This window comes from Pseudomonas sp. Irchel s3f10 (assembly GCF_900187515.1).
Taxonomy (GTDB): domain Bacteria; phylum Pseudomonadota; class Gammaproteobacteria; order Pseudomonadales; family Pseudomonadaceae; genus Aquipseudomonas; species Aquipseudomonas tensinigenes.
On record NZ_FYDZ01000006.1, the window covers coordinates 246,354 to 267,522 of the forward strand.

Annotated in this window: 21 protein-coding genes and 1 pseudogene; 3 read left to right on the forward strand and 19 right to left on the reverse strand. The window is 59.6% G+C overall.

Going from position 1 to position 21,169, the window contains the following annotated elements; genetic code table 11:
• Positions 1-86 precede the first annotated feature (86 nt).
• The 3 genes and pseudogenes from CKW17_RS15875 to CKW17_RS15885 all read left to right on the forward strand — a co-directional run bounded on the left by CKW17_RS15875 (position 87) and on the right by CKW17_RS15885 (position 2,009).
• Positions 87-1,283: pseudogene (locus CKW17_RS15875) on the forward strand (MFS transporter).
• An 82-nt stretch (positions 1,284-1,365) separates the two neighbouring features.
• Positions 1,366-1,707 carry a hypothetical protein gene (locus CKW17_RS15880; protein ID WP_095120563.1) on the forward strand — a complete coding sequence of 114 codons (342 nt, stop codon included), beginning with the start codon at positions 1,366-1,368 and terminating at the stop codon, positions 1,705-1,707.
• Between the two features lie 44 nt (positions 1,708-1,751).
• Positions 1,752-2,009, forward strand: a complete 258-nt coding sequence (locus CKW17_RS15885) for a hypothetical protein (RefSeq protein WP_016986009.1) — start codon at positions 1,752-1,754, stop codon at positions 2,007-2,009.
• Between the two features lie 156 nt (positions 2,010-2,165).
• On the opposite strand, the gene CKW17_RS15890 is transcribed toward CKW17_RS15885, so the two are convergent.
• The 19 genes from CKW17_RS15890 to mltG form a co-directional block, all read right to left on the reverse strand.
• Positions 2,166-3,095: a PfkB family carbohydrate kinase gene (locus CKW17_RS15890; RefSeq protein WP_095120564.1), complete on the reverse strand. Its 930-nt coding sequence runs from the start codon at positions 3,093-3,095 to the stop codon at positions 2,166-2,168.
• On the reverse strand, positions 3,088-4,554 hold the full coding sequence (locus tag CKW17_RS15895) for a cytosine permease (protein WP_038364464.1): 1,467 nt from the start codon (positions 4,552-4,554) through the stop codon (positions 3,088-3,090). Before CKW17_RS15895 ends, CKW17_RS15890 begins: the two co-directional genes overlap by 8 nt.
• A 229-nt stretch (positions 4,555-4,783) precedes the next feature.
• Complete coding sequence (locus tag CKW17_RS15900; protein ID WP_095120565.1) at positions 4,784-5,782, reverse strand: ADP-ribosylglycohydrolase family protein; 999 nt, start codon at positions 5,780-5,782, stop codon at positions 4,784-4,786.
• Positions 5,779-6,492: a GntR family transcriptional regulator gene (locus CKW17_RS15905; protein WP_095120566.1), complete on the reverse strand. Its 714-nt coding sequence runs from the start codon at positions 6,490-6,492 to the stop codon at positions 5,779-5,781. Before CKW17_RS15905 ends, CKW17_RS15900 begins: the two co-directional genes overlap by 4 nt.
• Before the next feature lie 403 nt (positions 6,493-6,895).
• Positions 6,896-7,864, reverse strand: coding sequence for an L-arabinose ABC transporter permease AraH (gene araH / locus CKW17_RS15910; RefSeq protein ID WP_026000669.1), 969 nt, complete (start codon positions 7,862-7,864; stop codon positions 6,896-6,898).
• Between the two features lie 12 nt (positions 7,865-7,876).
• Positions 7,877-9,421: an L-arabinose ABC transporter ATP-binding protein AraG gene (gene araG / locus CKW17_RS15915; RefSeq protein ID WP_095120567.1), complete on the reverse strand. Its 1,545-nt coding sequence runs from the start codon at positions 9,419-9,421 to the stop codon at positions 7,877-7,879.
• Positions 9,422-9,469: 48 nt separating this feature from the next.
• A complete protein-coding gene (locus tag CKW17_RS15920; RefSeq protein ID WP_095120568.1) occupies positions 9,470-10,474 on the reverse strand; it encodes a substrate-binding domain-containing protein in 1,005 nt (334 codons plus the stop codon).
• 136 nt (positions 10,475-10,610) lie between these two features.
• Positions 10,611-11,429: an SDR family oxidoreductase gene (locus tag CKW17_RS15925; RefSeq protein WP_095120569.1), complete on the reverse strand. Its 819-nt coding sequence runs from the start codon at positions 11,427-11,429 to the stop codon at positions 10,611-10,613.
• A gap of 271 nt (positions 11,430-11,700) precedes the next feature.
• Complete coding sequence (locus CKW17_RS15930; RefSeq protein ID WP_095120570.1) at positions 11,701-12,576, reverse strand: SMP-30/gluconolactonase/LRE family protein; 876 nt, start codon at positions 12,574-12,576, stop codon at positions 11,701-11,703.
• Between the two features lie 132 nt (positions 12,577-12,708).
• A complete protein-coding gene (locus tag CKW17_RS15935) occupies positions 12,709-13,425 on the reverse strand; it encodes a FadR/GntR family transcriptional regulator (RefSeq protein WP_095120571.1) in 717 nt (238 codons plus the stop codon).
• A gap of 177 nt (positions 13,426-13,602) precedes the next feature.
• On the reverse strand, positions 13,603-14,163 hold the full coding sequence (locus CKW17_RS15940) for a DUF1285 domain-containing protein (RefSeq protein WP_095120572.1): 561 nt from the start codon (positions 14,161-14,163) through the stop codon (positions 13,603-13,605).
• Positions 14,164-14,178: 15 nt separating this feature from the next.
• A complete protein-coding gene (locus CKW17_RS15945) occupies positions 14,179-14,784 on the reverse strand; it encodes a DUF4823 domain-containing protein (RefSeq protein WP_007908280.1) in 606 nt (201 codons plus the stop codon).
• Between the two features lie 170 nt (positions 14,785-14,954).
• Entirely contained in the window at positions 14,955-15,923 is a 969-nt protein-coding gene (locus CKW17_RS15950; RefSeq protein ID WP_095120573.1) for a GTP 3',8-cyclase MoaA, read from the reverse strand.
• 137 nt (positions 15,924-16,060) lie between these two features.
• Complete coding sequence (locus tag CKW17_RS15955; protein ID WP_007908276.1) at positions 16,061-16,699, reverse strand: TetR/AcrR family transcriptional regulator; 639 nt, start codon at positions 16,697-16,699, stop codon at positions 16,061-16,063.
• A gap of 454 nt (positions 16,700-17,153) precedes the next feature.
• Positions 17,154-17,945 carry a TatD family hydrolase gene (locus CKW17_RS15960; RefSeq protein WP_095120574.1) on the reverse strand — a complete coding sequence of 264 codons (792 nt, stop codon included), beginning with the start codon at positions 17,943-17,945 and terminating at the stop codon, positions 17,154-17,156.
• 15 nt (positions 17,946-17,960) lie between these two features.
• Complete coding sequence (locus CKW17_RS15965) at positions 17,961-18,317, reverse strand: PilZ domain-containing protein (protein ID WP_095120575.1); 357 nt, start codon at positions 18,315-18,317, stop codon at positions 17,961-17,963.
• 42 nt (positions 18,318-18,359) lie between these two features.
• Entirely contained in the window at positions 18,360-19,343 is a 984-nt protein-coding gene (locus CKW17_RS15970; protein WP_095120576.1) for a DNA polymerase III subunit delta', read from the reverse strand.
• Positions 19,336-19,968, reverse strand: a complete 633-nt coding sequence (gene tmk / locus CKW17_RS15975) for a dTMP kinase (RefSeq protein ID WP_095120577.1) — start codon at positions 19,966-19,968, stop codon at positions 19,336-19,338. Before tmk ends, CKW17_RS15970 begins: the two co-directional genes overlap by 8 nt.
• A gap of 19 nt (positions 19,969-19,987) precedes the next feature.
• Positions 19,988-21,169: an endolytic transglycosylase MltG gene (gene mltG / locus CKW17_RS15980; protein WP_095120578.1), complete on the reverse strand. Its 1,182-nt coding sequence runs from the start codon at positions 21,167-21,169 to the stop codon at positions 19,988-19,990.

Sequence of the window (21,169 nt, forward strand, 5' to 3'; positions counted from 1 at the left end):
CCTGACTTCGCCAACCTCAGACCTAAGCCGCATGCCTGCCGTGTTAAACAGACGACGCTGAATTTTTCCGTTCAAGGAACCGCGTCATGTCGCCAGCAACACCCAAGGTTTCAGGCAAGCTGTTCGGCCTGTTCTGTCTCGCCAGTTATCTGCTGTCGCTGTCCTACGGCTCGACGTTTTTGCTTTCGCTGTTGATCGGCTCTCGCGGCGGCAATTAGCACGATGCCGGCAGTGTGATTTCGGCGGCGATGCTCAGTACGTTTGTCGCGGTGCTGGTGTCCGGGCATCTGTCGGACTGGCTCGGCGCGGCGCGCTCGATTGCCCTGTTTGGTCTGTTGCTGGTGGCGGCAAGTCTGGGCTTTGCGCTGACGCCGGGGTTTGGTCACCTGTTGTTGTTTTTCGGTTTGCTGCTGGGCTTGGGTTGGGGCGTTTTCTATACGTTGGGGCCGATCATCGTCGCCAGTCTGGTGACGCCGGCGCAGCGGGCCAAGTACTTCGCGCTGTTGTCGGGCAGCATGATGACCGGCATCGGCAGCGGACCGTTGCTAGGTCGTGCAGCGAGTGCAGTGGGTTTGCCGGTGACCTCGGCGTTTTATCTGGCGGCACTGGCGAGCCTGGTTGGCGTGCTGTTGTTCTGGCAAATCGGGGCTCGATTGAAAAGCACGCAAGTAACCTCGGCCGCGAGAATCACTTGGCGAGCGACCACCCAAGTGCTCGGCTCGCGCGCACTGTTCCCGATCATCATGGTCGGTCTCGGCGGTTGCGTGTTCGGTGGTCTGTCGAGTTTCCAGACCAGCTATGCCAACGCCCGCTCGCTGGATTACTCACTGTTCTTTCTGGGTTTCATGGGGGCGGCCATCAGCAGCCGGATGTTGATCGCAGGTTATGTGGTCAAACGTGATCCGCTGCGCGCGTCGTGTCTGTTGTCCGGACTGATGCTGGCTTCGATTGTGCTGTTCGCGTTCGGCGTGCACAGTGGATTCACCTATCTGCTGGCGGCGTTGATGCTCGGCGTCGGGTATGGCCTGACCTATTCGGTGATCAACGGTTTGGCGGCCAACGAAGCGCCGGCCGGCACCACGTCACAGGCCTTGTTGCTGTTCAGTCTTGCGTACTTTATCGGTGTGTTTGGTTTCCCGTTGCTGGCCGGGAAAATCATCGTTGAGCACGGCATGAGCACGCTGCTTTTGACGGTTTTGCTCGTCGCGTTGGCCAACTGGTTGATTACCCTGGGCCGCTTGCTCTGGCGGCAGATCAGTCTGAAAGCCGCGCAGGCGACCTAGACCGTTCGTCGCTGATCAGGCACCAATCCGATCACAGGGCAGACCAACGACAGGTAAGGATTCCAATCACTGGAGACGCCCTATGATCCCGTCAAGGTTGACCGCTTTTGTATTCAGCGCCCTGCTCTGCCCTGCGGTTTTCGCCGCATCCGCCACGGCTGCGGGCACTGGCCCTACCGACCCGACCCCGCCACGAGCCCCCGCCATCAACAGTGCCCCCGGTATGAACACCGATGGCTCCGGCGTGCCTTTGATCAATCAGCCTCCTGCGACGGGTACCGATCCGCGCACTCAGGGCAGTGATCCGGGCCGTCAGGGCGGCATGAACACCCCCGACGCCCCCTCCACGCCAGACAACGCTGGCCCCGGCGTCGGCTCGAAAACCACCACTGGTGGCTCCGGTTCCGAAGGCTCCGGTCAGTAGTTCGCCGACGCGAGCGTCCTATTCAATCCAATGAAGAGGTAACCATGAACGTCGATAAAAACCTGGAAAAAGAAGTCCTCACCCGCCTGTTGCATGCTCATCCAAGTGGACTGGGCAAGGAGGTGCTGGACAATTACCGGGGCGAGAAAGTCGTGGCCAGCGCCCTCGCCGCCTTGCAGGATCGCGGACTGATTCACCATGGTCATGTGACCTGCAACGAGGCTGGCGAACATTCGTTGAACCTGCCGATCAAGCTCAGTGCTGCTGGCGTTGAAGCAGCGCGCAAACTGGATCTGCAGTAGTCATGCGGCCGCTCGCTGCTGATGCGGCGAGCGGTATCCAACATTGAATTTTGTGATGAAGCTAATTGCCCTTTCGCGAGCAAGCTCGCTCCCACACTGAATTGATGTCGTTCACACATCCCCTGTGGGAGCGAGCCTGCTCGCGAAAGCGGTAGATCAGGCACCGCCGGAATCAAGGAAAAACGCATCCACCTCTGCCGCCCCCGGCGAGGTCGCCGGTCCCCAGCGCGTCACCGCAATAGCCGCTGCCGCATTCGCCCGCCGCGCCGCTTCATAGGCAGACAAGCCCTGCGCCAACCCGGCAACAAACACCCCGGCATGGGCGTCACCGGCACCATTGCTGTCTACCGCTTTCACCGCAAACCCGGGCACATGCCGACGCTCATCGCGCTGATGAATCCAGCAGCCCTGCGGCCCGTCCCTTACCACCATCAACACATCGTTGGGCAGGTGCTCAGCGAGGCTATCCAGCGCCGCGCCAATATCATCGACGCCGGTAAACCGCAGCGCTTCAACACTGTTGCTGGTCCACACATCGATGCGCGGCAGCAACGCCTGCATCATCGGCGAGTCCGGCGATTCCACCAACGGGCCCGGATCGAACACGACGTTGATCGAGTCCGGCAGTGCCAGCGTCCAGTCGAGCAACGCCTGGGCCTTGCCTTCGTGCAGCAAGCTGTAGCCGCTGAGATAAACGTAATCGCCCGACTCGGCCGCGACGCTGTTCAGATCCTCTTCGGTCACTTCACCTTCAGCGCCGATATAGGAAATGAAACTGCGCTCCGCCGACGCATCGGTCAGCGCCACACATAAACCGGTGTCCTTCTGCACGGGTTCGGTGATGCCGATGTGAATCCCCTCGGCGTTCATCGCCTGGCGCGCGAGATCACCGAAACGCCCAGTGCCATGGCGACCGAGATAAACCACCGGCAGGCCGTTACGCACCGCCGCCGCCATCACATTGAACCCGCCACCGGCTTCGAAACCGGCCGACTGCGCCAGCACGTCACCACCAATCTGCGGCAGTTTATCCACGGCCATGACCAGGTCGATGATGACCTGGCCGGTGTGCAACATCTTAGGCATGTGCATTCTCGGTTTGCGCGGCACGGCGATCTTTCGCCCCGCCCAATACAAAGTAAATCCCACCAGCGACGACGAAGGTCACGATCCAGCCGAGACCGTTGTGGCCCAGCCACGAGTCGGACAGGAAGCCCTTGAACCAGACGTTCTCGGCAGTGGTGCCGATGGTGGTGAAACTGAAGCCGAGGACAATGGCAATCGCCCACGCGCCAAATGCGCGCCATTCGATACCGCCACGATACCAATAGGCGCTGCTCGGGCTGACGTCGAGCAGATCTGTCGGGCTGTAGTAGTGACGGTGAATCAGATCAACGACGAAGATCCCGACCCACGCGGTGATCGGCACCGCCAGCAGGGAAATGAAAGTGATAAATGGGCCGTAGAAGCTGTCGGCGATCAGCATGAAGTAAATCGAACCGGCGAAGATCGCGACGATATCAACCACTACCGCGTAGACGCGTTTGACCTTCAAGCCGAGGGTCAGCGTGGTCAAACCGGCGGAATACACCGACAGGTTGTTCGACAGCAACAGGCCACCGAAAGCGGTTATCAGGTACGGCACGGCCATCCAGGTTGGCAGCATGTCGCGAATTGCCACGATCGGGTCCGTCGCCGAGGCCAGGTCGTTGTTGCCCACCGACAGCAGACCGCCAAGGGTGATCAGCAGTACCAGCGGAATACCCGCACCAAACGCGGCAGACGCGACCAGACGCACAGCCTTGACGCTGCGATGCTGATAGCGCGACATGTCGGCGCCAGCGTTGGCCCAACCGATGCCGGTGCCCGCAGCCATGGTGCCGATGCCGATGATCATTGCGCTCATCGGCGCTGGCGTGGCGTTGAACACCGCGCTCCAGTCGATGGTCGCGCAGAGGAAACCACCGACCAGAATGTTCAGCGCACCAAAGACGTAGGTCGCCCACTTCTGGATCACCAACAACGTCGCGTGGCCGAGGCCGGATACAGACAAGGTCAGCAGAACGAAAATCGCGATGAAGATCAGCGTCAGCACCGGCGCACTTTTCGCTTCCACCGGCGAGCCGAACAGGATCGAGCACAGCGACAGCAGCACGAATGCAGCGGTGGTGGTGTTCACCGTTTCCCAACCGAGACGCGACATCAGCGAGACCAGCGTCGGGCCGATATTGCCGCGCACGCCGAAGATCGCTCGTGACAAGGTCAGGCTCGGCGCACGACCACGTCGACCGGCAATCGAGATGATCCCGACCACCGCAAACGAACCGGCAGCGCCGATGATCGCGACGATGATCGCCTGCCAGATCGCCAGCCCTCGAAACGCCACCAGCGTGGCGCCCAGCGGCAGGCCGAGAATGGAGATGTTGGCGGCGAACCAGACCCAGAACAGTTGTAGCGGATGACCGTTGCACTCGGCTTCCGGCACCGGTTCGATACCGCGGGTTTCAAGTTGCCCGGCGCTTTGCCCGGCGTTTGATGAACTCATGAAGGTGCTCCTGTTTGCCTTTTTTGTGGTTGTGGCAATGATGCAAAACGACAAGACATCGCGGCCATCCTCGGCCTGTCTGCGCGATCCATTGCGGGTTGAAAATTCGAAATTTGCGGTGCGGCCTTCGCGAGCAGGTCGAATCGTCGCACCGTCGCTCCCACAGGGGTTATGTGAACGCCACAAATCCAATGTGGGAGCGAGCCTGCTCGCGAAGACGTCAGCCCAATCAACGCAACGCCAACAGCCCCTGCACCAACGGCTCAAGCTCCAGATGATTAACGGCCTTAACCGTCTCGATCATCTCGGCAGGCCAACTCTCAAGGCCCAGGCAGGCCCCGAGCATGGCGCCAAGAATCGCCGCGATGGTGTCAGTGTCACCGCCAAGACCGGCGGCCATGCACAGCGCATCAAACGCGCTCATCTCACCGACCGCCACTTGCTGCGCCAGTGCGAACGAGACCACCACCGACTCCTGCGACGCCACCGAAGTGCCAATCACGTCATAGAGCAGATCCGCCAGCAATGCCTTGTCGCTATCGACACTGATGGTGCGCGCCCAACTGATACGCGAAGCAATACGTCCACCGGCCACCCAGTGCCCGTGCGCTTCTGCTTGTTGAGCGATGTGCTGGCCAAGGTTCAACGCCTCGCCCAAGTCCATGCCATTGATGCCAGCGGATACCACCGCCGCCACCGCCGCCGCGCTGGAAATCCCCAACGTGGTGTTGTGCGTGACCTGGCAGGCCTGCACCACCGCCGCAATAAAGCGCTCCGGATCAGAAACATCCGCCGCAATCCCCACCGGCGTAATGCGCATCGCCGCGCCGTTGGTAGTGCCGTAGCGCCCGGCCTCTTCCGGCGAATGACCGGCAAGGATCATTTCAATCGCGCGCTTGGTCGATGGGCCGAGCAAGTCCTGCGAGCCCTTGGCCTGCATCTCGGCTTCCCACTCGATCAAACGTTGCGCGAGGATCGCCGGCTCGATGCGGCCCTTGCCTTCGACCAGCAACTCGCCGACCAGAATCGCCTGCTCGGTGTCATCGGTGATCGAGCCTTTGGGCATGTTTGCGGCGATCGGCTGCAAGGGTCCGGCGTCCTGCAGATCGGTGATCTGGCCGAAACGGGTCTTGATCGTTTCGCGGTTCAGCGATTGCGTCGGCATGCCCAACGCATCACCGAGGGCCAGGCCATAGAAAGCGCCGAGAGCACGGTTGAGCGCGGTCATTTCGATTCTCCAAATTGCAGGTGCAGACGGAAATGCACCGGGTCGAGCAGGCTTTCGACCAGCTCCATGAAACGGTTCTGGCGGTCGTAAGTGGTGCGCAGGGCTTTGAGGAACACCGTGCCCTCAGGGCGGCCGAGCAGTTCGGCGTCTTCGGCATTCAACGGTTCGGCGCCGATCCATTGATCGCCGCGTTCGCCGATGTAGCCGTAGGCGGCCAGAGTGATGGTCAGGGAATTATCGATCAGACCAACGCGCGGCAGGCTTTCCAGGCCGCCGGTGGCCGGCATCAATGAGCGTTCGAGGGAGACCAGCGTGCCTTCGCTGGAACGGCGACGACGGTCGAGGGTGATGAATTGGTCAGTGCCGAATCGCGACAGCAGGTCTGGCCGGGTCACGGCTTCCAGACGCAACACTTCGGTATTGATCATCGCCCCGCTGTCGGCCAAGGCCTGCGCCCAGCCGCTGCGCTGGTCGAGGGCGACACCGTCGAAAGTGACGATGGAACCGACGCCGCTTTGCGTGGCGATGTAATTTCGCCGTTTCAGTTCGGCCAGCGCTTCGCGCAGCGTGCCTCGGCTGACTTGGAATTCTTGAGCCAACTGATGCTCGCCGGGCAACAGAAAGCCGTCCTCCATGAGGCCGCTTTCGATGCGTCGGACGAGTTCGTCGACCACCCGTTGTTTCTTGTCAAATCGCACCTGTCTAATCATGTACAAATTGATACCCGAAACTAGCGTGGGCGGGCAAGGGATATTTAGCGAGAGTGACGAAAGGCGGGAGAATCAAAAGCCCCTCACCCTAGCCCTCTCCCAGAGGGAGAGGGGACTGAATGGGGGATATTTGGGAGATACATCGACCTGAAAGTCCTTTTCCGAATCCATAATCGACGAGGTCTTTCAGTCGACGGATCACCTCGGTCGACCCTTCCCCTCACCCTAGCCCTCTCCCGAAGGGAGAGGGAACTGAATGGGGGATGCTCAGGAGGTTCGCCGACCTGAAAGCGCCTTGCTCAATCCATAATCGACACAATCTTTCAGGTCGATGTATCACGCCAGACACCTCGGTCGGCCCCCTCTCCCTCCGGGAGAGGGCTGGGGTGAGGGGCTCTCGATCTTAGCGTTGCTTCAGACGGTCAATCACGACGGCCAACAGCAGGATCGACCCACGAATCACATACTGATAAAACGTATCGATATTCTTCAGGTTCATCGCATTCTCAATGATCGCCAGAATCAACACCCCGGCAATCACATGCCGGATCATGCCAATCCCGCCGCTCAACGACACCCCGCCCAGCACGCAAGCCGAGATCACCGTCAGCTCAAAACCCTGGCCAATCATCGGCTGCCCCGACGTCATCCGCGACGCCAGAATCACCCCGGCCAACGCGCCAATCACACCGTGCACGGCAAAGATAATGATCTTGGTCCGGTCAACGTTCACACCCGCCAGCAGCGCCGCTTCCTGGTTGCCACCGATGGCCATGGTGTTGCGCCCGTAGGTGGTGTAATTCAGCAGCCAGCCAAAAAACAGAAAGCAGACGATGGTGATCAGAATCGGCACCGGCACGCCGAACAACTGGCCATTGCCGAAGACAAAGAACGATTCCTGCGACACGCCCACCGCTTTGCCGTTGGCAAAAATGTACGCCAGACCGCGGACGATCTGCATGGTCGCCAACGTCGTGATCAACGCATTGACGCGCAACTTGGCAATCACAATCCCGTTGATCAACCCGACAATCAGGCCCATGACCAACGCCGCACTGACACCGAGAAATACGCTGTTGGTGTCACGCATCACCACCGCCGCGACCACGCCGGCGCAGGCAATCACCGAGCCCACCGACAAGTCGAAATGCCCCGACGCCAGGCAGTACAACATCGTGCACGCGGCAATCCCGGTAGTAGAAATCGCCAGGCCCAGGCCACGCATGTTCAGCGGCGAAAGGAAGTTGTCGATCAGCAAGGTGCAGGCGACAAAAATGCCCACAGCCGCCAGCAACATGACCCAGTCATCAAGGAAGCGGCGCATGTCCAGAGGTTTGCGCTCTTTGGGCAGGGTTTCGTTTTGGGTTGTCATCATAGTCACCTCTCAGTTCGCCACGCCGTCAGCGCGGTGGCGCGGCAAAGCCAGTTGCAGCAGGTTGGATTCATTGGCCTGGTCACGGCTGATTTCGCCGCGCAAGGCGCCTTCGCAAAGCACCAGAATGCGGTCGGAAATGCCCATCACTTCCATCAGATCGCTGGACACCACGATCACCGAAATGCCGTCGGCGGCGAGGTTATGGATGATCTGGTAGATCTCGGCTTTGGCGCCGATGTCGATGCCGCGAGTGGGTTCGTCGAGCAGCAGGACCTTCATCGGCATCGACAACCAACGACCGAGAATGGCCTTCTGCTGATTGCCACCGGAAAGGAATTTGATCTGCTGGCCGGCGTGCGGGGTTTTCACTTTCAGGGCTTTGATCTGTTTGTCGGCGTTACCCTTTTCCCACAAACCGCGAATCAGGCAGCCGAGCCCTGAATGGGCGCCACGTGCACTGATATTGATGTTCTCGGCGACGCTGGCCAGCGGGATGATGCCTTCCTTCTTGCGATCTTCCGGACAGAGCAGAATCCCCGCGGCAATCGCGTCGCGCGGTGAGCGCAGTTTCAGTTCATGACCGCGTAATTCGAGGCGTCCGGCGGTGTTGCGTTCCAGCCCACTGAGCAAACGAAACAGCTCGGTGCGCCCTGCCCCGACCAGTCCGAACAAACCAAGGATTTCACCTTTGTGTGCCTCGAAACTGATCGGCTCGCGCAGGCCCGGGCCGAGCAGGCCGGAGACCTTCAGGGCCACTGCGCCGCGTGGACGATGGCGATAATCGTAGATGTCCTGAATGTCGCGACCGACCATGCAGGTCACCAGTTGATCATGGGTCAACTGGCTCATGTCCTCGAAAGTGCGCACGTAGCGACCGTCCTTGAACACCGTCACCGCGTCGCAGATGCGGAACACTTCTTCCATGCGATGCGAGACGTAGAGGACGACTTTGCCCTCGTCACGCAGACGGCCGATGATCGCCATCAAGCGGTCGATCTCGCGGGCCGAGAGGCTGCTGGTCGGTTCGTCAAAAGCGATGACGTGAGCACCACGCGACAGGGCTTTGGCGATTTCCACCAGTTGCCGCTGACCGAGCGACAAGCGCCCGACCTTGGTTTGCGGATCGATTTCATCGGCCAGGCCTTTGAGGCAATTCAACGCTTGCTGGCGTAACACACCGCGATTGATCAAACCGAAACTGGCCGGCAGATGGCCGAGAAACAGGTTCTCGGCGACGGTCATTTCCGGCACCAGATGCAGTTCCTGGTGAATCACCGCGACGCCGCTGCCGATGCTGTCAGCCGTCGACTTGAACGCCATGGTCTGCTCGCCGATCTGCAACTCACCGCTGCTCGGGATGTAAGCACCACCAAGGATTTTCAGCAGGGTCGATTTGCCAGCGCCGTTTTCGCCCATCAAGGCATGAACCTGCCCTGGATGCGCGACGAAGCTGATCGCGTCCAGCGCTTTCACACCGGGAAAGGTTTTGCCGATCCCGCTGAAGCGCAGGCTGCCGCTGGCGCTGTGTTGTTGTGTTTGTACTTGCGCGTGCATTTAAGCCACCTCAATCAAACGGCCCGGTTGCCCGGGCCGGCGTTGCCGTCAGTTCCACAGGCCGATTTTTTCCAACTCTTGCTTGAAGTTCTCGCGGGTGATCAGGGTGACGTCGTCCATCGCGGTGTACTTCGGCGGCTCTTTGCCGGTGGTGACCCACTCGTACATCATCTCGGCAGTCTTGTAGCCTTCGATGTGCGGGCTTGGCAGCATCGAGCCGAAGAAGCCGCTGTTAGGCTTTTTCAGTTCGCCGATGGCGTCGGTGCCGTTGATGCCGATGCCGATCACGTTGGCCGCGGCGAAACCGGCCGCTTCAGTGGCGCGCACGCCGCCGAGTACGGTGTTGTCGTTCATACCGCCGATGATCAGGTTTTTTGCGCCGCTCGGCAGTTTCACCAGCGCCGAGTTGGTCGCATCCATGCTGCCCGGTACGTCGAGGGTTTTCAGCGCGGCGAAGAGGATGTGATCCTTCGGCATGCCGGCGTCTTCAAGGGATTTCACCGAGCCGTCGGTGCGTTTCTTGCCGGTGTCGAGTTCGTTGTAGGTGTTGACCACCGCGTAGGTGTCTTTCCAGTCCCAATTGCGTTTCTTCGCTTCGGCGACCATCGCGTTGCCCTGCTTCTGGCCGACTTCGAACGCGGCCATGCCGAGGTACGGCACGTCTTCCATGAACTTGCCGTTGGCGTCGACGAAACGGTCATCGACGGCAATCACTTTCAGGTCATTGAGTTTGGCTTTGGCCATGATCGCCGGGCCGAGCGAGACATCCGGCGGGCAGATCACAAAGCCCTTGGCGCCGTTGGCGGCAAGGCTGTCGATGGCCGAGAGGGTTTTCTCGCCATCCGGCACGGCGATCTTGATCAGTTCGAAGCCCTTGTCCTTGGCGGCTTTCTCGGCGAAAGCCCACTCGGTCTGGAACCACGGCTCTTCAGCCTGCTTGACCAGAAAACCGATTTTCACGGTGTCGGCAGCGAGCAGCGCACTGCTCAGGCTGAACGCGGTGACCGCCAGGGCGGTACTGCACAGGGTACGAATCCCGAAACGACGTTTCATAAGCTGACTCCTTGTTATTTTTTTTGAGCAATGTTTGAAAAGCGTTAAAGCGTGTTCCTGCAAAATCTTCTGACAATAGTCATATCGTATGATGATTGGATTGCAAACGGATTTATCCGCGTGAAAGCCACTGCGCTCAGTCGTGGTACATCACCGAGCGCCCACCATCGATGGTGATGCATGAAGCATTGATGAATGGCGCTTCATCACTGGCCAGAAAAACCGCAGTCATCGCCACTTCGAGTGGCTGACCGATGCGCTTCGGCGGGTGCAGATCAAAAGCGCGCTGACGTTCGGCGTGCGGGTCGGCGAAACCGTTCCAGTAATCGACGTTCAGTTGCGTTTCGATATAGCCCGGCGCGATGGCGTTGACCCGAATGCCTTTCGCCGCGTATTCGATGCCGAGCGCGCGGGTCAGACCGAGCAAACCGTGCTTGGCCACCGGGTACGGAAAGCAGCCGGGAATGATGTGACTGGAATGGGTCGAGGCGATGTTGATGATGCTGCCAACGCCCTGCTCGATCATCTGCGGCAGCACCGCTTTGCAGCCGAACCAGGCGCCGTCCAGATCGATGGCGAAGCAGCGACGCCAGTCTTCTTCAGTCATCTCCAGCGGATCGCGGAACACGTTGACCCCGGCGCAGTTGACCAGCACGTCGATGCACCCGTGCAGTTCAACCGCGCGTTTGGCCATGGCATGCAGATCAGACTGACGCGAGACATCGGCCTTAAGCGCCTGCACATCAAAGCCCTGTTCACGCCAATGGGCGGCAACCTGCTCGACTTTTTCGGCCTGGATATCGCTGATCACCAGTTTCGCTTGCTGCGAGGCGAAGGCAGCGACGATGGCTTCGCCAATGCCTTGCGCAGCACCGGTCAGCAGCACGACCTTGTTTTTCAGACGCTCGCCCTTCGGCGGTGCGGGCACCGGCGGCAGGGAAAGAGGTTCAGCCATGGATCAGGACTCCTGTTTCGCAAGCGCAAAAAAACCGGGCATCTGCCGATGTCCGGTCTGGAAGGCGGTTTGAACGAAACAGGCAGGCGCGGCCGACGGCATCGAGCCGTTGCGAGACGCGGACTCCACACGGGAGTGCGATAGACATTCGCTGCATCACTTCACCTGTTTTGTTCTTTTTAAGTGTGAGTGCGTGTTACTGCTGGAGCCGACTATAAACCCGACCGCCAAATAATCTCAATATATAATTTTGCATCCCATATTCTGGGATTTAATCCGCAAAGCGCGTACAGAGTTTTCCTGCGACATCCACGCGCATCGACAGTACCGCGCCATCCAGTGGATGGTTGTGCGGACTCTGGGCGCTGGTGATGAACAGGGTTTTCAGGTCTTCACCGCCAAACACACAACTGGTCGGGCGGCTGACCGGTAGATCGATCTTGCGCTCGACCTGGCCGTCAGGTGTCAGGCGCAGCAGGCAGCTGCCGTCCCATCGGGCATTCCACACGTAGCCTTCGGCGTCCATTGCCGAGCCGTCCGGGCCACCCTGCTGATCGGGACCGTAGAAGACTCGTGCAGCATCGAGGTTGCCGTCGGTGTGAATGAAATATCGGTAGAGCGTGCTGTCGAGACTGTCGCCGAACAACAGCGTGGTGCCGTCGTCGCTCCACAACAAGGTGTTGGGAATTCCCAGATTGCGCAGTAAGGGTGTGACGCGTTTATCCGGATCGACGCGGAACAGGCCACCGGAGCGACGGGTGATTGGCAGGTCTTCGCCCTGTTCGCCGATGTTGTTTTGCATGGTGCCGAGCCATAGACGACCCTGAGCATCGCAACGCGCTTCGTTGGGACGATTGCCCGGTTGCGGGTCGGCGACGCAGAACAGTGTCAGGCGCGGTTCGAGGCCTGGGGAGTCAAGATCGAGACGGTAGACGCCGCTGCTCAGGGTCACCAGTGCATCGCCGCTGGCGCAGGGGATGAACGCGGAAACGTGCTCGGGCATCTGCCAGATCTGCACGTTCTGGCCGATCAGGCGCAGGGCCTGTTTGCCGGCGATATCGACCCAGTACAACGCCTGGGTCGGCGCGTCCCAGAACGGGCCTTCACCGAGCTGGGCGCGGTGTTGGGTCAGGGCGGTCCACGGCATATCAACTCCTCGGATCTTGTTGTTGTTTAATGTGGGAGCGAGCCTGCTCGCGAAAGCGTCGTGTCAGTCGATGAATGAGTTACCTGATACACCGCCTTCGCGAGCAGGCTCGCTCCCACAGGGAAATGTGTATTAACCAGCTTTTTTATCGGCCATGACTTTCGGGTAAAAACGTTTGATCGCCAGGTCGGCGTTGTCGATCAGGGTCATGCACGCCCATACGCCGCGTGCGGAATCGCGGGCGGCGATAGCGTCGGCCATGTCTTTGTGGATCGGCAAAGTGCGGCGCAGTTCATCCGGGTCGGCCGCAGAAACTTCAAACGATACCGCCAGCAACGCGCCGAGCGCCGGAACCATTTGTTCGATGAATTGATTGTGGCTGGCCGCGAGGATGCATTCGTGGAAGACCTGATCGGCGCGGTTGTAATCGATGCCGCTGTCGACCGCGCGCTCAAGGGCGTTGTAGGCCAGTTGCACCGCTTCGATCTGTTCCAGGGTCGCCCGCTCGCAGGCCCAGCGCACGGCCATGGGTTCGATGGTGCGGCGCAGGTCGAGCAGGTCATCGACGAAATTTTCCGGCAAGCCGTTGCGCGACAGCCAACCGACCACTTGCGGATCGAACAGGTTCCAGCGCCGTACCGGCAGCACGCGGGTGCCGACCTTCGGCCCGACTTCGAGCATGCCTTTGGCGACGAGGGTTTTGATCGCTTCGCGGATGACCGTGCGGCTGACGCCGAGTTGCTCGCCCAGATCGGCCTCGACCTTGATGGTCTGCCCGGGTTTGACCTGGCCAGCGGCGATCCAGCTGCCCAGCCAGTCGACCGTGGATGCGTGAAAGCTGCTGGACATGAACACCTCAAAGCGGATCGCGATGGGTGTTCAAGCTAATCATCATATGATTACGTGTCAACGACAATCCCCTGTAGGAGTGAGCCTGCTCGCGATTGCGGAGTGTCAGTCACCACAAGGATTGACTGATCCACCGCTATCGCGAGCAGGCTCACTCCTACAGGGGGGATGTGTGTCTCAGGGTTCCAGGCCGATGCGGAAGAACTCGCCGCCGCTCCATACACCGAGCCAACGCTGCCCGTCGATTTCGCGACTCACCGCCAGTTCCACCAGTTGATAGAACACATTGCGGTGGATCAGCGCTTCAAGGTTGGTACGCACATGCACGTAGGGCGCGGGCTCTTGCGTCGTCGGATCAATCTCGACGCGGATCGGATGCTCCGGCCCGGCCTCGGCGGTTTCATCGACGTTGGTGGTGAAGCGCAACAGCTGCGCCTCCCCCTCGCCTTCAACCTCGACGGCAATCGCCACGAACGGCGCATCGTCGACCTTGATCCCGACCTTCTCGACCGGGGTGATCAGGAAATAATCATCGCCATCGCGGCGCATGATCGTCGAGAACAGCTTGACCATCGGTTTGCGCCCGATCGGCGTGCCCAGGTAAAACCAGGTGCCGTCGCGGGCGATGCGCATGTCGATGTCGCCGCAGAAGTCCGGGTTCCACAAGTGCACCGGCGGCAAGCCTTTGGTTTTCGGGATCTGTCCCAACAGGTCATTGGCTTTTTGCGGGCCGCTCATGGCGTTCTCCTTGAATTATTGGTCGCCGACTCCCAACAGACTGCGCGCGTACTGTGCCAGCGGCGGGCCGATCAGATCTTCGGGCTTGCTGTCGTGGAACGTCAGTAAACCGCCACGACTCTTGATCCGTGCAGTATCAATCAAATACTGGGTGCTGGTCTCGATCAACATGATCTGAATCACGCCGCCGTCGATTCCGAGACGATCAACCGCTTCTTCATCAAGCCATTCATCGGAGTTGCCGATGCGGTCGTCAGCTTTGGCGAAACGCGTGTACAGCAGATAGTGCGCGCCGGCATCGCGAGCTTCGCCCATCGCCTGATCGAGGCCTTCCGGCGCGCGGGCACGGCGGACCATCGGGAAGTATTCGACGAAGCCCTTGAAGGCCTCTTCAGCCACTACGTTCGGGCGCGGGTAGGAACCACCCGGCGGCGCGAACGCGCCTTGAGCGATGTAGATGAACGAGTCCGGCTGAATGCGGAAGTTGTTCACGCGGCGGCTGTCGCTGTGATCGAGCAGGCCCGCGTCGCTCATCTGATAGCGAGTGCCTTCGGCCATATCGCTGACAGTCATACAGCCGCCAAGCGCCAAAACGGCCAGCAGCAAAACCAGGCTACGCATCCTATTCCTCCAGAGGCCGGTGACGGAAAACCGGCGAATGGCCGTTGGATGCAGCTTTTGCGCCAGCTCAAGAAATTTGTTGATGGTTAAATCGTATTCGCGAGCAGGCTCGCTCCCACAGGGGGAATACATTCCAAGGTGGGAGCGAGCCTGCTCGCGAAAGCGGTTGATCAGCCGCCGATAATTTTCATCACTGTCGCGCCACCGGAGAACGCCACCTCCTGCTTGTCGCCCAACGCTTTGACCAGCAAACGCTGGAGCGCCGGCAGTGCCTGATGGCGCGGCTTGTCGAGCAGATCGCCGACATAGTGACGGTTGCTCGACGACAGGCAGCCATGCAGCCAACCAGTGGACGACAGGCGCAAGCGCGAGCACGTCCGGCAGAACGGCACGCTTTCGTTGGCGATCACACCAAAATTGCCCAGACCGGGAATTGCGTAACGCACGGCGGTGGCGTCTACGGGCGCATCGGTTTGCGCGTATTCATAACGCTCGCCAATCAGCGCCAGCAGCTGTTGCAGACTGACGAACTGTTGCAGGAACGCATTGTTGTCCTTGGCCAAGTGGCCCATGCGCATCAGCTCGATGAAGCGCAGTTCGTATCCGCGTTCCAGGCAGTAGTCGAGCAGCGGCATCACTTGATCAAGATTCTGCCCACGCAACGGCACCATGTTGACCTTGATCTTCATCCCCGCCGCTTTCGCCTGATCCATGCCATCGAGCACGGTGGCCAGATCGCCGCCACGGGCGATGCTGCGAAAAGCGCTGGCGTCGAGAGTATCAAGGGATACGTTGATCCGGCGCAGACCGGCTTCCACCAGCAGCGGCAGTTTTTTCGCGAGGAGTTGACCGTTGGTGGTCAGGCTGATGTCGTCCAGGCCCATCTTGCCGACGGCGGTCATGAACGATTCGAGTTTGGGGCTGACCAGCGGCTCACCGCCAGTAATGCGCAAGCGCTCGATACCGGCGGCTTCGATCAAATACGCCACGCCACGCGCCATGGCTTCGGCCGACAGTTCATCCTGCGCAGCCACCAGCCGCTTGCCGTTGGGCACGCAGTAGGTACACGCGTAATTGCAGGCTGAAGTCAGACTGATCCGCAAATTGCGAAAACGCCTGCCTTGACGGTCAACGATCATGATCACTCCGGCGAAAGAATTTCGAGCCGCTAAAACCTGACTCACAAATCAAGTTTTAGCAAGCCCTATGCCTGAGTATATTCCTGCGGTACTGCGACATGTAGCGAAATCATGGCGCAATAAGGCTGCTGAATGGCTCAGCTGCTCGGCGTTTCCGGATCGCGCTTGCGCTTGTTGCCCATGCGCACGCCGATGTCCATCAGGAACTGGAAGAAACCTTCCTGATCTTCCAGCACATTGCTCCAGAACGGCGAGTGATACAGCGCAACAGCGCCGTGCACCAGCGCCCAGGACGCGCAGTAGTGGAAGTACGGCGGCACGTCTTCGAGCTTGCCTTCGCTGATGCGGCCCTTGATCAGCAGGGTCAGGCGTTCGAAGTTCGAGGCACGGATCTTGTGCAGCTCCTCGACCATTTCCGGCACCTGATTGCCCTTGACCACCTTCTCTTCGAGGCGGTCGAACAGGCGATAACGCTGCGGGTCGCGCATGCGGAATTCGAAGTAGGCGCGGGACAGCGCTTCCTTGTCCTTGTCGACATCGGCCGAATGCAGCAGCTCGTTCAAATCACGCTCGTAATCGAGCATCAGGCGCAGATAGATCTCGGCCTTGGATTTGAAGTGTTTGTAGATCGTGCCTTTGCCGATACCCACGGCATCAGCAATCATCTCGACGGTGACACTGTCTTCACCTTGGTCGAGGAACAGCTTGAGCGCGGTATCGAGAATTTCTTGCTCGCGGCGACGAAACTCACGGACCTTACGAGGTTCTTTGTGCATAAGAAAAGGTCTGAAGGGTCAAAATTCGAAGCCGCGTATTATGCCTAACTTGCGCAAAATTGCACGGATCATCCGACCATATCTCTGTTTCATGTTCGTTTTGAGAACGTTTTGGGCGCAATGAGAACTCAACTGAAGCAAACGTATTCCAAATTTGTTTAAAAACCCCGACCGGCTAACTGGACTGCACGCCAGACTGATCAATACTTGAACTGTCGGGCGACATCTCCCCCAAGTGTCGCGCCGATAAAGGTACCAAGGGACCGCGTGCCTTTGTTTTACTCCTAATGGTCTTAACCCGGATTCACCCCCCAGAACCCGGGTTTTTTTTGCCTGCGATTCGGCCTTTACCTCAGCTACCTGAACATCACACCTGTAGGAGCTGCCGCAGGCTGCGATCTTTTGCCTTTGCCTGTCAAAATCAAGATCAAAAGATCGCAGCCTGCGGCAGCTCCTACATGGCAGATTTAACGGAGGCCAGCGGGAACAGACGCTTGAAGTTCTCGGTGGTCTGCTCGGCAAAACGCTCGTAGTTTTCACCGCGCAACATCGCCAGGAATTCCGCCACCTCGCGCACGTATTGCGGCAGGTTGGGCTTGCCGCGATAGGGAATCGGCGCCAGATACGGTGAATCGGTTTCCACCAGCAGACGATCCGCCGGGACCTTGCTCGCGACATCGCGCAACGCATCGGCATTGCGGAACGTGACGATGCCCGAGAGGGAAATGTAATAGCCCATGTCCAAAGCGTCTTTGGCCATGTCCCAGTCTTCAGTGAAGCAATGCAGCACACCGGCCTGCGGCAAGGCTGCTTCACGCAGCAGCTCAAGAGTGTCGGCGCGGGCGCCACGGGTGTGGATGATCACCGGTTTGCCAGTCTGCTGCGCCGCCTGCAGGTGCAAGCGGAACGATTCCTGCTGCAATTCGGCAGCTTCAGGCTCGTAGTGATAGTCGAGACCGGTTTCACCGATCGCCACCACTTTCGGGTGGTTGAGTTCGTGCAACAGCCAGTCCAGCGCAGGTGCCGCGCCGGGTTGCACATCGAGCGGATGCACGCCGACCGAACAGTCGACATCGTCATAACGTTCAGCCAGAGCTTTGACGTCGGCGGCGTTGTCAGCACTCACGCCGATGCATAGAAAGTGCCCTACTCCGCGCTCACGGGCCGCATCGAGTGCAGCATCCAGCGAGCCGTCGTGAGCGGCGAGGTCGAGGCGATCAAGGTGACAATGGGAATCTACGAGCATAAAAAAGACGGCTACTTACATCGTATGAGTGGGACGGTCGGATTTAAGCGCTCCGGCCAGATGGGTTTCGATGCGACTGCGCGCCGTGTTGTCGCCCTCGTTGAACTGGACGCCGACACCGGCAGCGCGATTGCCTTGCGCCCCTTTCGGGGTGATCCAGGCAACCTTTCCAGCTACCGGGATCTTTTCGGCCTCGTCCATCAGGTTGAGCAGCATGAACACCTCATCGCCCAACCGGTAACTCTTGTTGGTCGGGATGAACAAGCCACCGTTCTTGATGAACGGCATGTAGGCGGCGTAGAGCACCGACTTGTCCTTGATGGTCAGGGACAAAATGCCGTTACGCGGCCCAGGGCTGACGGATTCATTCATGTTGACCTCCACTGCTGATGCTCAGAGTCTAGGTACACATTGTTATCTTTGACCAGGCAATCCCGCCCATTGCACCAACAACGCTTCCAGCAGCAGGGCCGGATTGAGGTTGGCCTTGCTCATGACCTTCTGCCGCTGGGCGAGAATCCAGTCCTGAATCTCGAGGACTTTGCCTTGCGCACTTTTCTGCGCCAGGTACTGCACGACTTTGCGCATGTCGGTCAGACCAAGACCCGCTTCATCCTGAGTCAATTGATAACGCAGGATCAGGCTCGACCAATCGCAAAACCAGTCAAACAGCCGCAGCATGGGAATGCTTTTCCATTCTTCGGCCAATTGCGTCGGCGATTGCTGCTGCTTGAGCAGCTTCTTCACGCCTTCGACCACTTGCGCACGCTGCTCGCGCACGCCCTGAGACTGCAGACTGACCGCCATCAACGGTGAACCGGCGGCCAGCGTCAGCAATTCGACACGTTCGTCTTCGGAGCAATCGGGCAACGCTTGCGCCAGCCATTGCAGGCTCATTGCCTCGCCCGGCAGCGGACAGGCCTGCTGCACGCAACGGCTCTTGATCGTCGGCAACAAACGACTGGTCTGATGGCTGACCAACAGCAAAATCGTATCGCCGGAGGGTTCTTCAAGACTCTTGAGCAAGGCGTTGGCAGCGTTGATATTCATCGACTCGACCGGCTCGATCAGCACCACTTTGCGTCCGCCCATCTGCGCGGTCTGCACCACGAAACTGACAAGGTCGCGCACCTGATCGACCTTGATTGCCTTGTCGGCTTCTTCCGGTTCGAGAATGTAATTATCCGGGTGACTGCCAGCCTTGAGCAGCAGGCAGGATTTGCACTCGCCACAAGCTTCCGGCGTCGGCCGCTGGCACAACAGACTGGCCATTAAACGCTCGGCCAGTGCGCGCTTGCCGATCCCGGCCGGGCCATGCAGCAGATAGGCGTGAGCGTGTTGCTTACGCCCGGCCAGTTGCTGCCAGAGGCTGTCTTGCCATGGATAGGCCTCAGCCACGAGCCAGCTCCAGCAGGTTCGGAATCAAGGTATCCAGCGATTGTTGAACCTTGGCCAGTGGCTGACCGGCATCGATGCGCACATAGCGCGCGGGATCGGCTTCGGCGCGTTTGAGGAAGGCACTGCGCACGGCCTCGAAAAATGCCCGACCTTCCAGCTCAAAACGGTCCAGACGACCACGGGCACTGGCGCGGGCCAGGCCGATTTCCACTGGCAGATCGAAAATCAACGTCAGATCCGGGCGCAGATCGCCCTGCACGAACGTTTCCAGGGTGGCAATACGCTCCAGCGGCAGACCGCGCCCGCCACCCTGATAGGCGTAAGTGGAATCGGTGAAGCGATCGCACAACACCACAGCACCACGGCTCAGCGCCGGACGGATCACTTCAGCCAAATGCTGAGCACGCGCGGCGAATACCAGTAACAGCTCGGCGTCCGGGTTCATGACCTCATCGGCGGGCGCCAGCAGCACATCGCGAATCCGTTCGGCCAGCGGCGTGCCACCGGGCTCGCGAGTCAGCACCACCTCGATACCGGCGGCGCGCAGGCGCTCGGCGAGGTATTCGCGGTTGGTGCTTTTGCCGGCGCCTTCCGGGCCTTCCAGGGTAATAAACAAGCCAGTCACAGGCAGTCCTTAATCAAAGTCATTGCGTGTTTTGTGGGGCGGCGGCTTCCGGTGCCGGGTTCGGTGCCGGCTCCTGCGGCGCAACCTGCGGCAACGCTTGCGGCACAGTATCCGGTGATGCGCCTGGAATCGCTTGTTCCGCAGCCGGAGCCGCTTCAGGCGCTACCGCCGGCGCAGGGCTGGAACGGTAATCCGCACGGCGCTTGAGCTGGTACTCACGCACCGCATTGTTATGCGCATCGAGATCATCAGAGAAGACATGGCTACCATCGCCACGCGCGACGAAGTACAGGCTGGTGCCTTCCACCGGGTTCAACGCCGCATGAATCGCTTCACGCCCGACCATCGCAATCGGTGTCGGTGGCAGCCCGGGAATCACATAGGTGTTGTACGGCGTCGGTTCTTTCAAATGCGCGCGAGTCAGTTTGCCGTTGTAACGATCACCCAAACCGTAAATCACCGTCGGATCGGTCTGCAGTTGCATGCCCAAGGCCATGCGGCGCACGAAGACACCGGCAATCTGCCCGCGCTCTTGCGGCACACCGGTTTCCTTCTCGACCAGCGAAGCCATGATCAGCGCTTGATACGGTTCGGTATAAGGCACATCGGCAGCGCGACTCTGCCACTCTTTGGCCAATACTTCGTCGAGACGATCAAAGGCCTTTTTCAGCAGTTCGGCATCGGACATGCCGCGCACGAAGCGGTAGGTATCGGGGAAAAACCGTCCTTCCGGAAACAGCCCTTTATGGCCAATTTTCGCCATCACGTCGCTGTCGCTCAAACCGTTCAGGGTCTGCTCGACCTTGTCATCCTTGGCCAACGCCGCACGTACCTGATGGAAATTCCAGCCCTCGACCAGCGTCAGGCTGTACTGCACCACTTCGCCACGCTTCCACGAATCGATCAGACCATTGACGGTCATGCCCGGCTGCATGCGGTATTCACCGCTGTGGATCGGTGTGCCGGCGAGATTGAAACGCCAGTAAACCCGCAACCAGAACGCGTCCTTGATGACGCCATCGGTTTCGAGGGAAAGGAACGTACGGGTCGGAGTGGAGCCTTTCGGCACATCCAGCAGTTCTTCCTGCGTGATGTTCAGAGGCTGTTCCAGTGCGGAGTGAATCTTCCAGGCGCTGGCGCCCATCAGCAGCCCTGCCAGAACCAGTCCGGTTTCCAGCAGCAGCAAAAGTTTACGTCTCAC